This window comes from Alloalcanivorax venustensis ISO4, assembly GCF_015356855.1.
Taxonomy (GTDB): Bacteria; Pseudomonadota; Gammaproteobacteria; order Pseudomonadales; family Alcanivoracaceae; genus Alloalcanivorax; species Alloalcanivorax venustensis.
In genome coordinates this window covers 18,179-31,718 of record NZ_ARXR01000023.1, presented here as the reverse complement: position 1 = coordinate 31,718, position 13,540 = coordinate 18,179, and the positions used below count along the sequence as shown (strand labels likewise).

General features: G+C 66.5%; 13 protein-coding genes. 6 read left to right on the top strand and 7 right to left on the bottom strand.

The annotated features are described in order from the left end of the window. Positions 1-162 precede the first annotated feature (162 nt). Entirely contained in the window at positions 163-342 is a 180-nt protein-coding gene (locus ISO4_RS12440) for a hypothetical protein (protein ID WP_194856439.1), read from the bottom strand. A gap of 151 nt (positions 343-493) precedes the next feature. On the opposite strand from ISO4_RS12440, the gene ISO4_RS12435 reads away from it, so the two are divergent. Next, complete coding sequence (locus ISO4_RS12435) at positions 494-1,393, top strand: LysR substrate-binding domain-containing protein (protein WP_194856438.1); 900 nt, start codon at positions 494-496, stop codon at positions 1,391-1,393. A gap of 18 nt (positions 1,394-1,411) precedes the next feature. On the opposite strand, the gene ISO4_RS12430 is transcribed toward ISO4_RS12435, so the two are convergent. Next, complete coding sequence (locus tag ISO4_RS12430) at positions 1,412-2,953, bottom strand: bifunctional GNAT family N-acetyltransferase/carbon-nitrogen hydrolase family protein (RefSeq protein WP_142948851.1); 1,542 nt, start codon at positions 2,951-2,953, stop codon at positions 1,412-1,414. Between the two features lie 30 nt (positions 2,954-2,983). Continuing rightward, positions 2,984-3,358, bottom strand: coding sequence for a hypothetical protein (locus ISO4_RS12425; RefSeq protein WP_067606655.1), 375 nt, complete (start codon positions 3,356-3,358; stop codon positions 2,984-2,986). A 42-nt stretch (positions 3,359-3,400) separates the two neighbouring features. On the opposite strand from ISO4_RS12425, the gene cobB reads away from it, so the two are divergent. Then, positions 3,401-4,129 carry a Sir2 family NAD+-dependent deacetylase gene (gene cobB, locus ISO4_RS12420; RefSeq protein WP_194856437.1) on the top strand — a complete coding sequence of 243 codons (729 nt, stop codon included), beginning with the start codon at positions 3,401-3,403 and terminating at the stop codon, positions 4,127-4,129. Positions 4,130-4,202: 73 nt separating this feature from the next. Next, the gene (locus tag ISO4_RS12415; protein WP_142948853.1) at positions 4,203-5,276 is read left to right on the top strand and encodes a 3-deoxy-7-phosphoheptulonate synthase; all 1,074 of its coding nucleotides are present in this window, start codon (positions 4,203-4,205) and stop codon (positions 5,274-5,276) included. A gap of 125 nt (positions 5,277-5,401) precedes the next feature. Here the strand turns inward: ISO4_RS12415 and ISO4_RS12410 are convergent, their stop codons facing one another. Further along, complete coding sequence (locus tag ISO4_RS12410; RefSeq protein ID WP_142948854.1) at positions 5,402-7,756, bottom strand: hypothetical protein; 2,355 nt, start codon at positions 7,754-7,756, stop codon at positions 5,402-5,404. A gap of 217 nt (positions 7,757-7,973) precedes the next feature. After that, complete coding sequence (locus tag ISO4_RS12405; protein ID WP_142948855.1) at positions 7,974-8,831, bottom strand: peroxiredoxin family protein; 858 nt, start codon at positions 8,829-8,831, stop codon at positions 7,974-7,976. 126 nt (positions 8,832-8,957) lie between these two features. On the opposite strand from ISO4_RS12405, the gene ISO4_RS12400 reads away from it, so the two are divergent. Continuing rightward, positions 8,958-9,797: an ion transporter gene (locus ISO4_RS12400; protein WP_194856436.1), complete on the top strand. Its 840-nt coding sequence runs from the start codon at positions 8,958-8,960 to the stop codon at positions 9,795-9,797. Here the strand turns inward: ISO4_RS12400 and ISO4_RS12395 are convergent. Both ISO4_RS12395 and ISO4_RS12390 read right to left on the bottom strand, forming a co-directional pair. Next, positions 9,794-10,354 (bottom strand): DUF1285 domain-containing protein, encoded by a 561-nt coding sequence (locus ISO4_RS12395; RefSeq protein ID WP_142948857.1) that lies wholly within the window; start codon positions 10,352-10,354, stop codon positions 9,794-9,796. The genes ISO4_RS12400 and ISO4_RS12395 overlap by 4 nt on opposite strands. Before the next feature lie 9 nt (positions 10,355-10,363). Continuing rightward, positions 10,364-10,996, bottom strand: coding sequence for a TetR/AcrR family transcriptional regulator (locus ISO4_RS12390; protein ID WP_194856435.1), 633 nt, complete (start codon positions 10,994-10,996; stop codon positions 10,364-10,366). A gap of 102 nt (positions 10,997-11,098) precedes the next feature. Between ISO4_RS12390 and ISO4_RS12385 the strand changes: the two genes are divergently transcribed. Then, on the top strand, positions 11,099-12,208 hold the full coding sequence (locus ISO4_RS12385) for an aminotransferase class V-fold PLP-dependent enzyme (protein WP_194856434.1): 1,110 nt from the start codon (positions 11,099-11,101) through the stop codon (positions 12,206-12,208). Between the two features lie 9 nt (positions 12,209-12,217). Continuing rightward, a complete protein-coding gene (locus ISO4_RS12380) occupies positions 12,218-13,045 on the top strand; it encodes a hypothetical protein (protein WP_194856433.1) in 828 nt (275 codons plus the stop codon). The last annotated feature ends 495 nt before the right edge of the window (positions 13,046-13,540 follow it).

Below are 13,540 nucleotides of genomic sequence, written 5' to 3'. Positions count from 1 at the left end.
TTGTGGGAGCGGGCTTGTGGGAGCGGGCCCCGCCCGCGAAAGGGAGCGAAGCTCCCGGCGGGATCCCAGAGGCCCGTCTAACGGCAGCACCAACAACGTCTCTGGAATCCTGCCGGCCGGCTTTGCCGGCCTTTCGCTTGCAAGCAAGCTCCCACAAGTCGCCTAATGCTGGCCGCTGGGGCGTGAGCGACGAAGTGCCGCCGCCTGCCGGCGCTCGGCGCGTTGCCGCCACCACTTCTGGACGCGGCGCTCAAAGGCGTTGAGCAGGCCCAGCGGCGGCATTGCCGGCATGTACAGTTGCGGGTCCGGGTAGTCGCGTTGGGGGCGTGGCTTCTGTTGCATGGCTCTCTCCTTCATGACGGTCTCCTTGATCGGTCGTCGACCGGGCACCGTCCCGGCCTATGAGAGAAAGCATGCAGGCTTCACATTGTTAACTCCAACGAAAAGAATTACATTACCCGTTCAGAAATATTGAACGATCGGAGAGCCCGCCATGACCGTCGCCAAGGCCCGGCCGGAGAACGCCTCGCTGCCCCTTCTCGACACCGACACCCTGCGTACCTTCGTGGCCATCGCCGAGAACGGCAGCTTCACCCGCGCCGCCCACCAGGTGTTCCGCACCCCTTCCGCGTTGAGCATGCAGATCAAACGCCTGGAGGAGACCCTGGGCCAGAGCCTGTTCATACGCGAGGCGCGCCGGGTGTCCCTGACGCCGGAGGGCGAAGTGCTGCTCGGCTACGGGCGCCGGCTGCTCAAGCTCAACGAGGAAGCGGTGGGCCGGTTTCTGGCGCCGTCCCTGGAAGGCAGCGTGCGCCTGGGCACGCCGGACGATGTGGGCACCCGGGTGCTGCCCCAGGTGCTGACCCGCTTCGCGCGCTCGCACCCGGCGGTGCAGGTGAACGTCAACGCCGGGCGCAGCGTCGACCTGCTGAAACGGCTGGACGACGGCGAGCTGGATCTGGCGCTGGTGACGCTGGGCCACAGCGACCTGAGCGCCAAACGCGGCGAGGTGGTGCACACCGAGCCGCTGGTCTGGGCCGGCCGCGACGGCGGCGTGGCGGTGCAGCGCTCGCCGCTGCCGCTGTCATTGGCCAACCACGGCTGTGCCTGGCGGGAGATGGCGCTGGGCGCGCTGGATAAGGCGGAAATCAGCTACCGGGTGGCGTATAACAGCGAGCACTGCGCCGGCCAGGAAGCGGCCATGCTGGCCGACCTGGCGGTGGCGCCCTTCCCCGCCAGCCTGGTGCAGCCACCGCTGCGCGTGCTGGGCCCGGAAAGCGGCCTGCCCGCCCTGGGTGATTACCAGATCGCGCTGGTACGCCGCGACGGCTCCGGCCCCGCCGCCGAGGCGCTGGCGGAACAGGTGGTGCAAACCTTCCGCGAGCGGCGCTGACACGCGCCGCCCCGGAACTCAGGGGTCGAGCTCTTCCTTGCCCTTCCAGACCAGGCTGTACAGGTCCTTGCGGCGGTCACGGATATTGGTGACCGAGCCTTCGCTGTGCAGCAGCTTGAGCTTTTCCAGGTCGATGTCGGCGAACAGCAGCATCTCGGTGTTGGGCACCGACTCGCTGATGGTGCCGTCGTGGGGGAAGTAAAAATCACTGGGCGAGAACACCGCGGACTGGGCGTACTGAATGTCCACGTTGTCGACGCGCGGCAGGTTGCCGACGCTGCCGGAAATCGCCACGTAGCATTCGTTCTCGATCGCCCGCGCCTGGGCGCAATGACGCACCCGCAGGTAGCCGTTCTTGGTGTCGGTCCAGAACGGCACGAACAGAATCTCCATGCCCTGCTCGGCGAGCAGCCGGCCCAGCTCCGGGAATTCCACGTCGTAGCAGATCAGAATGCCGATGCGGCCGGCGTCGGTGTCGAAAATACGCAGGCCGTCACCGCCCTGGATCGCCCAGTCCTTGCGCTCGTGGGGGGTGATGTGAATCTTCTTCTGCTGCTCCACCGAGCCGTCGCGGCGCATCAGATAGGCGACGTTGTAAATGCGCCCGTCCTCTTCCAGCGGCATGGAGCCGCCGATGATGTTGATGTTGTAGCTCACCGCCATGTCCGCCATGGCGTCGCGGATTTCCTCGGTGAAGCTGGCCAGGTATCGCACCGCTTCCACGGAATTGAGGTCGGTCTTGAGGCCCATCAGCGGCGCGCTGAAGAATTCCGGCAGCACGGCGAAATCGGCCCGGTAATCGGACAGCGAATCGATGAAGAACTCCACCTGGCTGAGCAGGTCTTCCACCGAGCGCGCGCTGCGCATGCGGCGCTGCACCACGCCCAGGCGCACCACCGAGCGGCGCGGCCAGTCGCCGTCGTCCTCCGGCTGATAGAGGATATTGTCCCACTCCAGCAGGGTGGCGTAGCCGCGCGAGCTTTCGTCCTCGGGCAGGTACTTCACCAGCAGGCGCTTGACGTCGAAACCGTTGGACAGCTGGAAGGTCAGAATCGGATCGTAAATGGTGCGGGCTTCCACTTCGGCGATGTACTCGGTCACCGTCATCTTGTCCGCGTAGTTGGTGTAGCCGGGCAGACGGCCGCCGGCCAGAATCGCCCGCAGGTTTTCTTCCCGGCACAGATCCTTGCGCGCCTCATAGAGCCGCCGGCCCAGGCGGTAACCCCGGTACTCGGGGTCCACGAACACGTCCAGGCCGTACAGCGCATCGCCCTTGCGGCTGTGCGAGCGCACCTTGTCGTCGGTGATCAGGTCTTCATAGCGGTGCGGGTTGGAGAACCGGTCGTAGCTCACCTTTACCGTCAACGCCGTGGCGATCAGCGTGCCGTTGTCCTCGATCACCAACTGCCCTTCCGGGAACAACCGGATCAGGGTGGCAATGGTTTCCTCGGGCCAGGCACCGCCGATGTCGTGGTACACCTGATCCATCAACCGGGCCAGCGCCGGGTAGTCTTCCAGGGTCAGTTGCCGCAGACGCAGGCGAGTGCTTTCTTCAGCCATGGATCTCTCCAGTGAAGGAACCGGCGGTTCCTAGGAATTAAGGGGTGGAAACGGGATTACCCACTGGCAATCACGGTTGTGCAGCGCATCCAGGCTGCTAGCGTACAGCGCCACGCCATCCGGGCGTATGAACATGGCGGCGCCGGAACGCAGGCCGATAAAACCGGACACCTGCTCGACCACATAGCCGTCCGGCTCTTCGAACTCGCAGCGCAGCGCCTCGGGAATCGGCTCGTAGCCGACCAGACCATTGGCGAGCGGGTCTTCCACGGCGCGCCGGTCACGGTACAGACCCACCGCGTCGGCGCCGATCAGCAGCACCATGCCCTGGTGGAAATGCAGCAAATTGACAGGTCCCCGGGCCGGCAGGGAAAGTGTTTCCTGCCTTGAGATGATGGTATCCATAACACTCCACGGTAACGAAGAAGACAGGCGGAGGCAGCAGCCATGCAGGAAAGGATTGTAATACTTACCGGCGCCGGAATCTCGGCGGAATCCGGTATCAATACGTTTCGCGACGCCGGCGGCCTGTGGGAAAACCACCGCATCGAGGACGTGGCCACCCCGGAAGCCTTCCAGCGCGATCCGCATGGCGTGCAGAGTTTTTACAACCAGCGCCGTGAACAGTTGCGCGACCCGGCGATCCAGCCCAATGCCGCCCACCGGGCCCTGGCCGAGCTGGAGCAGTCGCTGCCCGGCCAGGTGCTGGTGGTGACCCAGAACGTGGACGACCTGCACGAGCGCGCCGGCAGCCGGAACGTCATCCACATGCACGGCGAGCTGCTCAAGGCGCGCTGCCAGAGCACCGAAACACTGGTGCCCGCCGACCGCGATCTGGACCCGGCCCTGAGCTGCACCGTGTGCGGCGCCGCCGGCTGCCTGCGCCCCCATGTGGTGTGGTTCGGTGAAATGCCCCTGGAGATGGAGCGCATCTACGCCACCCTGGCCGGCTGCGAGCGCTTTATCAGCATCGGCACCAGCGGCAACGTCTACCCGGCCGCCGGCTTCGTGGCGGAAGCGCGGGCCAGCGGCGCGCACACCACCGAACTCAACCTGGAGCCCTCGGAGCAGCTCACCGCGTTCCACGAACACCGTCACGGGCGCGCCACCGAGCTGGTGCCCGCCTATGTCCGCGAACTGCTCGGCGATACCAGCGCCACTCTATCCCGGCAATAGGCTGATTCCTGCAACGGATTCGGCTAGACTGCCAAAATCCGTCGACACCGAAATAACAGGCATAGCCAGACTCATGAGCCAGAAGCAATTAGACGATCTCAACATCGAATCCCAGGAGGTGCTGATCACCCCCCGGGCCCTGAAGGAAAAGCTGCCGCTCAGCGAAGCGGCGGCGGAAACCGTATTCCAGGGTCGCCAGCAGATCCGCGACATCCTCGACCGCAAGGATCCGCGCCTGTTCGTGGTGATCGGCCCCTGCTCCATCCATGACCCGAAAGCGGCCATGGAATACGCCGAGCGGCTCAAGAAGCTGGCCGCCGAGGTGGACGACGCCCTGTTTCTGGTACTGCGCGTGTACTTCGAAAAGCCGCGCACCACGGTGGGCTGGAAGGGTCTGATCAACGACCCTTACATGAACGACTCCTTCAAAGTGCAGGACGGCCTGCACATTGCCCGCAAGCTGCTGCTGGACGTGGCCGAGCTGGGCCTGCCGGCGGCCACCGAGGCGCTCGACCCGACCACCCCGCAGTACATGCAGGATCTGATCTCCTGGTCGGCGATCGGCGCGCGCACCACCGAATCCCAGACCCACCGGGAGATGTCTTCCGGCCTGTCCGGCCCGGTGGGCTTCAAGAACGGCACCGACGGCAGCCTGGACGTGGCGGTCAACGCCATGCTCAGCGTCAAGCACCCGCACCGTTTCCTGGGCATCGACCCGGACGGCCGGGTGGCGCTGACCACCACCAAGGGCAACCCCTACGCCCATGTGGTGCTGCGCGGCGGCGGCGGCAAACCCAACTACGATTCGGTGTCCGTGGCCCTGGCGGAGAGCGCTCTGGAGAAAGCCGGCGTGTCCACCAACATCATGGTGGATTGCTCCCACGCCAACTCCAACAAGGACCCGAACCTGCAGCCGCTGGTGATGGAAAATATCGGCAACCAGATTCTGGAAGGCAACAAGTCGATTGTCGGCCTGATGGTGGAATCCCACCTCAAGGGCGGCAACCAGAAGCTGCCGGCCAATCTGGACGATCTGGAATACGGCGTGTCGGTGACCGACGGCTGCATCGCCTGGGACACCACCGAGCAGAGCATCCGCGATCTCGCCGACAAGGTGCGCGACACCCTGCCCCGCCGGAATCAGTAGCCAGCCTTTCGCTTGCAAGGCAAGCTGCCACAAAAAAAGCCCCGGCCGAATGGCCGGGGCTTTTTTGTTTTCGGGGACCGGCCCCCGCCGCGAACGGCGGGACACCGATCAAACCGTGGTTGCCGTTACGGCGCCAGACCGCCAAGCAGGTCCGGCAGGCCGGTCAGCAGTTCGGGCAGGTTCTGCCCCGCTTCCAGCAAACATTCGAACGGCAGGGTCGGGCTGAGGCCGCCGGCGCCGGCTTCCGGGCACAGCTGGCCGGTCACCGGATCAGCGGAGCCTTCACCGCCTTCACCGCCGCCCAGGCCGCCGAGCAGGTCCTGGAGCTGGCTCAGGCTACCGCCGGCTTCCATCAGGCAGTCCAGCGGCGTGGTCGGACCCACTTCGTCTTCCAGTGCCAGCGGGCAGATCTGCGCCAGGCCGTCGCTCAAACCCGGGATTTCCGGGATGCCGCCGGTGCCGCCGTCGCCACCGGGGGCGCCGGGCAGGTTGCCCAGGGCTTCGGTGAAGCAGGCCGCCGGATCAAGCTGCTCGGCGCCTGAGGCCGCCGGGCACAGCGCGTCGGTGAGCGGGTTGCTGCCGCCCAGGCCACCCAGCAGGTCGGTGAGACCGCCCAGGTTCTGGCCGGCCTCGGTGAGGCACTCCAGCGGGGTGGTCGGGCCGATTTCACCGGCACCGGCTTCCGGGCACAGCTGCGCCAGGCCATCGCTCACACCGGGAATTTCCGGTACGCCGCCGCCGTCGCCGCCACCGGGCAGGCCGGGCAGACCGCCGCCCAGGGCTTCGCTCAGGCAGGCCGCCGGGTCCAACTGCTCGGCCGCGGACGCGGTCGGGCATACGGCTTCGGTGAGCGGGTTGCTGCCGCCCAGGCCGCCGAGCATGTCCTGGATGTTGCCCAGGTTCTGGCCGGCTTCGGTCAGACACTCGATCGGGGTGGTCGGGCCGATTTCACCGGCACCGGCTTCCGGGCACAGCTGGCCCAGCAGCTGCTCACCGCCGGGAAGTTCCGGGGTGCCGCCGTCACCGCCGGGCAGACCTTCCAGGGCTTCCATGAAGCAGGCCGCCGGATCCAGACCTTCCTCGGACGTCACCGGGCACAGGGCGTCGGTCAGGGGGTTGCCGCCTTCCAGACCACCGTCGGCGAGACCGCCGAGCAGACCTTCCAGGTCGCCGAAGCCGCCGCCCAATTCCAGCAGGCAGTCGAACGGCGTGGTGGGGCCGATTTCCTCGCCCGCTGCCACCGGACAGATTCGCTCCAGAGCCATGCCGGCGCCGGGAATCTGCGGGGAGCCACCACCCGGTGCGGAGGGCAGCTGACCGGCCGCTTCGGTGAAGCAGGCCGCCGGGTCAAAGCTTTCCGCCGTGGCGGCGGTCGGGCACAGGGCTTCGGTGAGCGGGTTGCTGCCACCGAGGCCGCCGAGCAGGTCTTCGAAACCGCCGAAGCTGCCGCCGGCTTCCGCCAGACAGTCGATCGGGGTGGTCGGGCCGACTTCGGCTTCCAGGGTCTCCGGGCAGATGCCGGACAGCACATCGGTCAGCTGATCCAGACCGGGAACGTCCGGCGTACCGCCGTCGCCACCGTCACCGCCGCCGGGCAGACCGGGCAGATCACCCAGACCGGGCAGGCCGGGCATGCCGCCACCGCTCACGGCTTCCTCGAAACACACCACCGGATCCACGCGCCCGGTGCCGGCTTCCAGCGGACAAACGGCGTCGGTGAGCGGGTTCGGGTTGGTGATCATGTCGACAATGGTGATGTAGACACGGCTGGCTTCGTTGAGACAGTTCAGCGGGGTCTCCGGGCCGACACCGGCACCGGCGCTTTCCGGGCAGAACTGGTTCAGGAACTGGTCGGCACCGGGCACGCTGCCGCCGCCGTCACCGCCACCGGGCAGGCCGGGCAGACCGCCGTTGGCGCCGCCGGTCACTTCCGCGAAGCAGGTGGCCGGGTCAAAGGACGGCTCGGTGGCCGCCACCGGGCACAGCTGCTCGGTGATCGGGTTGCTGCCGCCGATCAGCTCCTGCAGGCCGTCCAGGTTGGTGGCCGATTCCTGCAGACAGGCGATCGGGAACGACAGCGGGCCGTCGGTCAGGAAGCCGGCCGGATCGTCGAAGCCTTCGGTGAAGGCCGCCGGGTCGAAGGCGCCTTCCAGATCGAACGAGGACGCCGCGGTGGGACAGAACTGAGCGACCACGTCGGTGGGATCCGGCGCGCCGCCTTCGGATTCTTCGCTTTCCTCGACGCAAAGAACCGGATCAAGCGGCGTGCCGGCGGCCCCTTCCGAGGTCTCCGGGCAGAATTCTTCGGTAAAGGCGTTGGACTCGTCCACGACCGCCGCCATTTCTTCCGGCAGGTCACGGGTTGAGGGCGTCGGCGAATTGCCGGAGACGTCACCGCCCCCGCTGCTTCCGCCGCCGCAGGCGGTCAGCAGCAGCGCGAGCACGCCACCACCGATGAGATGTTTGATGTTGGTATCCAAGGTTTACCCCTCCCTTTTTACTTCTTAGTCGCTAGCCCCCCGAAATGGAGACTGACTTTGCGACTATGGAAGGGGTGTGCAAAGCGATGTAGATGCACGCCGTTGCGGGTATGTAATAAAGCGTAGCGGTGGTAATCGAACGGTTATCCGGCACGACTCCCGGAAACCTTTATTTACCGGAGAAACGCCCGAGGGTACGGCCGTGCCAGCACCGCGGCTAGCGCGGGGCCGGCACCATGGTGTCCAGCACGCGAAGGAAGGTGGCGGGTTCCGGGCGCACCCGGTAATTGTCGGCCAGGTCCACGTAGCAGATCTCGCCCCGGGCGTCGGTGATCAACACCGTGGGCAGCACCGTGTCCGAGGGGTAGCCGAACAGCTCCAGGCCCAGGGGCGTGCCCCCGGGGTCGAGGATGCGCAGTTGCCGGGCGGCGTCCAGCTGCGGGTCCACCCACCACTCCATCGGCACGCCCAGGCGGGCGGCGAGCCGACCGGTGCGGGCGCCGGGCTGAGCGCTGACCAGGATAATGCGGGCACCGCGCCGTTCCAGTTGCGGGCGACGCCGGGCCAGCTCGCGCACCTGGGCCATGCACACCGGGCACCAGTTGCCACGGAAAAACAGCATCACCGCCGGCGCCCCGTGCAGCGAAGTGGTGGACACCGGCCGCCCCTCCAGATCCCGGAACGCCAGCGGCGGCAGCAACTGGCCGGGCCGCGGGCCGTCGGCGGCGTCGCGCTGCAGGGGGCTGTACCAGAACAGGTAGGCGCAAAGGCCGAGCAGGCCCAGCCCGGTGTACAACCAGGCCAGCCAGCGGGGATCGCCGAGCGACAAGGTGCCCAGCAGGGTCACCGCCGCGCCCAGCCAGGCGCACAGGGTGGCCAGCGGCAAATGCGGGCTGGTGCGCGCCGGCCCCAGGCTGACCAGCCAGCCCAGCAACACCAGAATCGGAACGTTGACCAGCAACGGGCCGGCCCACAGCCAATGCCGGTCCTGCCAGCCCAGCCACAGGGCATGGGCACAGATAAACAACGAGGCGAATGGGTACAACGAAATGAACAACGCTTTGACGCGCGCCATGATCCCCCCTCAAGCGGTGCGGTACAGCAGACGGCTTTTTATTCGTATATAAAACAGAGACTAAGTGGTCAACGGACGATGGACAAGACAGAATAGCGTTCTCGCAATGTCCCGGCCCGAGGTTCCATGAGTTCGGATTCCGTTTCCCTGCGCGATCGCTGGCGCCACATCATTTTCGGCACCGATACGCCGGCAGGGCAATATTTTGATCAGCTGCTGATCGTCGCCATTCTCGCCAGCGTCGCGGCGGTGATGCTCGACAGCGTGCAGTCCATCCATCAGCAATACGGCACCTGGCTGTACGGCGCGGAATGGTTCTTTACGCTGCTGTTCACCTTTGAGTACATGATCCGCCTGTGGGTCAGCGACCGGCCGCTGCGTTACGCGCGCAGCTTTTTCGGGGTGGTGGACCTGCTGTCGATCATTCCCACCTACCTGAGCCTGTTTCTGCCGGGCGCCAACTACCTGCTCACCATCCGTGCGCTGCGCGTATTGCGGGTGTTCCGGGTGCTCAAGCTGGCCCACCTGATGACCGAGGCCAACGAGCTCGGCGCCACCCTGGTGCGCACCCGACGCAAGATCGGCATCTTCATGTTCTCGGTGGTGATCGTGATCATCATCTTCGGCAGCCTGATGTATCTGGTGGAGGGGCCGGCCAACGGTTTCACCAGCATTCCACGCAGCATCTACTGGGCCATCGTCACCATCACCACGGTGGGCTACGGCGATATTTCACCGCAAACCTCGCTGGGCCAGGCGGTGGCGTCCATGGCGATGATCACCGGTTACGCCATCATCGCCGTGCCCACCGGCATCGTCACCGCGGAAATGTCCAAGGCGAGCATGGCCCGGCGCTACGAGCGCGAGTGCCCCAACTGCCACCGCCATGACCATGATCCGGACGCCCGCTTCTGCAAGCAGTGCGGCACCGGCCTGCCCAAGCCCGGGCAGGAAGACGCGGGCTAGAGCGCGCCGAGCTCGAAGGTTTCGCCGTCGGAATCCACCACCAGACGGGCGCCGCCGCCCTGCTCTTCGCGGCGCGCCCAGTCCACCAGCTGGTAGAAAATATTGCGTGAGATGAGCGCTTCCAGGTTGTCGCGCACATGCACGTAGGGCGCCGGCTCGCCGCTGTCGGCGTCGGTCTCCACCCGTAATGGATGGCGCGCGCCCGCCACCACATGGGTCCCTACATTGGTGGTGAACACCAGCTTCTCGCGGTCGCCGTCGGTGACGCGCTCCACGTCGGTGGCGACAAAGGGGGCGTCATCCACCTTGATGCGCAGCTTTTCCACCGGCGTGACCAGAAAATAATCGTCGCCTTCGCGCAGCAGAATGGTGGAGAACAGCTTGACCATGCGCTCGCGCTGAATCGGCGATTCCTGGTAATACCAGGTGCCGTCGCGGGCGATGCGCATATCGATATCGTCCTGGCGTTCCGGCTGCCATTTGTGTACCGGGGGCAGCCCCTGTTCGTCCTGGTCGGCTTTTTCCAGCAGCGCCAGTAATTCCTCGGCTTTGCTCATCGAAATTCCTTATTTGCCGCGCTGGCCTTTGTTGCCCATGCGGATGCCGATCTCGATCAGGAAATCGAGAAAGTCGTCCTTGTCCTCGATCAGGCGCTGATAGAACGGCGACTGCATCAACGCAACGGCGCCGTGCGCCAGAGCCCAGGCGGAGCAGATATGATAGATGGCGGGCACCGGCTCCAGGGAACCTTCCTGGATGCGGGCCTCGACGATGTGGTTGAGCTTCTCGAAATTGGCTTCGCGGATGCGGTGCAGTTTGTCCACCAGCTCGGGCACGGCGTGATCCTTGATCACTTTGTTTTCCAGCCGGTCGAACAACTGGTAGCGGGCCGGATCGCTGATCCGGAAGCGGAAGTATTCGCGCGCCAGGGTTTCCTTGTCGTCGGACTCGGAGATGTCCTGGAACAGCGACGCCAGATCCTCCTCGTAACGAAGCATCAACAGCAGGTAGATCTGGTTCTTGGTCTCGAAGTGCTTGTAGATGGTGCCCTTGCCAATGCCCACCCGGTCGGCGATGTTCTCCACCGTGACGCGGTCCTCGCCCTGCTCCAGAAACAGAATCAGTGCGGCGTCCAGAATTTCCTGCTCGCGCTGCCGGAATTCCTGCGCCTTACGCGTGGCTTTTTCCAAGTCACCCATCTATACCTCCTCGTTTATGGGCTAGATTACCATAACCACGCCCTCTGCACGTTACCTCCAGGGCGGTTACAATCAAGTGAGCTTTGTGGAGGAGCACTGGCAATGGTCGACCTGAAAGCGGAATTCCCGTTGCACCAAGACGTGCTGTATCTCAACCACGCCGCCGTGGCCCCCTGGCCCCGCCGCACCCGCGACGCGGTGGTCGCCTTCGCCGGCCAGAACATCCAGGTGGGCGCCCGGGACTACCCGCAATGGGCGCGCGTGGAGCAACGTCTGCGCGACCGTCTCGGTTGGTTGATCAACGTCGAGCCGGCGGACGTGGCGCTGCTCAAGAACACCTCCGAAGGGCTGTCGGTGATCGCCCAGGGGCTCGATTGGCGGGCCGGCGACCAGGTGGTGATCAGCGATCAGGAGTTCCCGTCCAACCGGATTCCCTGGCAGGCCCTGGCCGACCAGGGCGTCGAGGTGGTGGAAGTGGACGTGAGCGGCCCGGACGCCGAGCAGCGGGTGATCGACGCGATCGGCGAACGCACCCGTCTGGTATCGCTGTCCTCGGTGCAGTACGGCAGCGGTATCCGCCTGAACCTGGCGCCGATCGGCCGCGCCTGCCGGGACAGCGGCGTGCTGTTCTGCGTGGACGCGATCCAGAGCCTGGGCGCGGTGCGTTTCGACAGCGGCGAGGTGTACGCGGATTTCGTGGTTGCCGACGGCCATAAATGGATGCTCGGCCCGGAGGGCCTGGCGCTGTTCTACTGCCGGCCGGCGGTGCGCGAGCGCCTGCGGTTGCGGCAATTCGGCTGGCATATGATCGCCAACGCCGGCGACTACAGCCAGACCGGCTGGCGGGTGGCCGAGGACGCGCGCCGCTTTGAATGCGGCAGCCCGAACATGCTCGGCGCCCACGCCCTGGACGCCTCCCTCTCTCTGTTTCAGGAACTGGGCATGGACACCGTGGCCCGGGCCCTGGCGGAGCGAATCGGCTATCTGGACAGCGCCCTGCGCGACCGCGGCGCCGAGGTGCTCAGCCCGGCGCAAACGGAACGGCGCGCCGGCATCGTCACCTTCCGGCTGATGGACGAGGCCCCCGCGGACACCCGGGCGCGGCTGCAGGCCGGCGGCGTGGTGTGCGCGGAACGGGGCGGCGGCGTGCGTTTCTCGCCGCACTTCTATACTGACTATTCGGTCATGGATCGCGCGGTGGCGCTACTGTAGGATCACGCCATGAATTCCCAGCGACTCTACCAATGGCTCTGTGAACGTCTCCAGCGGCAACCGGACCACTCCGACTGGCCGCTCGGCGACCTGGAAAGCCAGCGCGCCCAGCTGCGCCCCTGCGATGTGCTGCTGGTGGACGGCGACAGCCCTCTGGACCGCCGTCTGAAGGTGCTCACCGGCAGCCGCTTTTCACGGGTGCTGCTCTACATCGGCCGTCCCCATGAAGTGGCGGACCCGGCCCTGCGCTCGCTGCTGGCGGATTACCTGCCCTGCCGGCCGGACACCCAGTTGGTGCTGGACGCCAGCCTGGAGCGCGGGCTCTGCGTTCGCGACCTGAGCAATCTCCACGATCTGCACCTGCGGGTCTGCCGGGCGCAGAATCTGTCCGAGGCGGAATGCCAGGACGCCTTGCGCTTCGCCATCAGCCGCGTGGGCACCGGCACCCAGCACACCTGGAGCACGCTGGCGCTGCTGTGGTTGCTGCCCTGGCGCACCCTGGCGCGCCACGCCCGTCGGCGGCTGCTCAACCGCTGGGCCAACGACCTGTTGCGGGCCATCACCGGCACCGCCGTGGGCGAGGCTTTCGCCTTTATCCAGTTTCCGGTGCACCCGCTGGTCAAGGAGCCCGGCGACGCGGGGACCCGGCTGCTGCGCCTGCAGCCCCGGGTGTTCCACGCCGCCGACTTCGATCACTCGCCCTACTTCGACGTCATCAAAGCGCCCTACCTGCTCGACAAAGTGCCCACCGGCTTCGGCGCCCTGCCCTGGAAAGGCAACGCCGGCGCCCTGGCGCCGGAGCAGCGTAAACGTCACTTATCCGTGGTGGACGGCTAGCCCCGGCCGCCGCCGGCCCCCGCCCGCCGCCCGCCGCGCGCCAGACCCGCCAGCACCAGCAGAGCCAGCCAGCCCCAGCCACCGGCACCGCCGCCGCCACCGCCGCCACCGGACCCGCCGGTGTCGCCGCCACGCCACGGCTGCTTTCCTGGCCGGCCGCCGCCGGCGTCACGAAGGCGCGGGTATCGCCGGCCGGGAAATCACCGTTGGCGGCGCCCGCGTCCAGGAACACCCGGCCACTGCCCTCGCCGGTCAGCGCCAGGCTCAGGGTGCGGCTTTCGCCGCGCGCCAGGTCGCCCAGGTCGCAACGCACCGGCTGAGTGTCGGTGCAGCCCGCGGGCAGGCTGTCGTAATCCCAGCCGGCGGGCACCTGGAAGCTCGCCCAGGCGTTATAGGCGTCGCGGTGCTGCGCCTGGTTGGTGATCTCCGCGCGGACCGAAACGGTGCCGCCGCTACGGGTGGCGGTGGCTTCCAGCGTCATATCCGGCACATCGC

Coding starts and splice junctions, on each gene's coding strand:
- ISO4_RS12440 (WP_194856439.1), bottom strand. CDS start 342: ATGCAACAGAAGCCACGCCCCCAACGCGACTACCCGGACCCGCAACTG.
- ISO4_RS12435 (WP_194856438.1), top strand. CDS start 494: ATGACCGTCGCCAAGGCCCGGCCGGAGAACGCCTCGCTGCCCCTTCTC.
- ISO4_RS12430 (WP_142948851.1), bottom strand. CDS start 2,953: ATGGCTGAAGAAAGCACTCGCCTGCGTCTGCGGCAACTGACCCTGGAA.
- ISO4_RS12425 (WP_067606655.1), bottom strand. CDS start 3,358: ATGGATACCATCATCTCAAGGCAGGAAACACTTTCCCTGCCGGCCCGG.
- cobB (WP_194856437.1), top strand. CDS start 3,401: ATGCAGGAAAGGATTGTAATACTTACCGGCGCCGGAATCTCGGCGGAA.
- ISO4_RS12415 (WP_142948853.1), top strand. CDS start 4,203: ATGAGCCAGAAGCAATTAGACGATCTCAACATCGAATCCCAGGAGGTG.
- ISO4_RS12405 (WP_142948855.1), bottom strand. CDS start 8,831: ATGGCGCGCGTCAAAGCGTTGTTCATTTCGTTGTACCCATTCGCCTCG.
- ISO4_RS12400 (WP_194856436.1), top strand. CDS start 8,958: ATGAGTTCGGATTCCGTTTCCCTGCGCGATCGCTGGCGCCACATCATT.
- ISO4_RS12395 (WP_142948857.1), bottom strand. CDS start 10,354: ATGAGCAAAGCCGAGGAATTACTGGCGCTGCTGGAAAAAGCCGACCAG.
- ISO4_RS12390 (WP_194856435.1), bottom strand. CDS start 10,996: ATGGGTGACTTGGAAAAAGCCACGCGTAAGGCGCAGGAATTCCGGCAG.
- ISO4_RS12385 (WP_194856434.1), top strand. CDS start 11,099: ATGGTCGACCTGAAAGCGGAATTCCCGTTGCACCAAGACGTGCTGTAT.
- ISO4_RS12380 (WP_194856433.1), top strand. CDS start 12,218: ATGAATTCCCAGCGACTCTACCAATGGCTCTGTGAACGTCTCCAGCGG.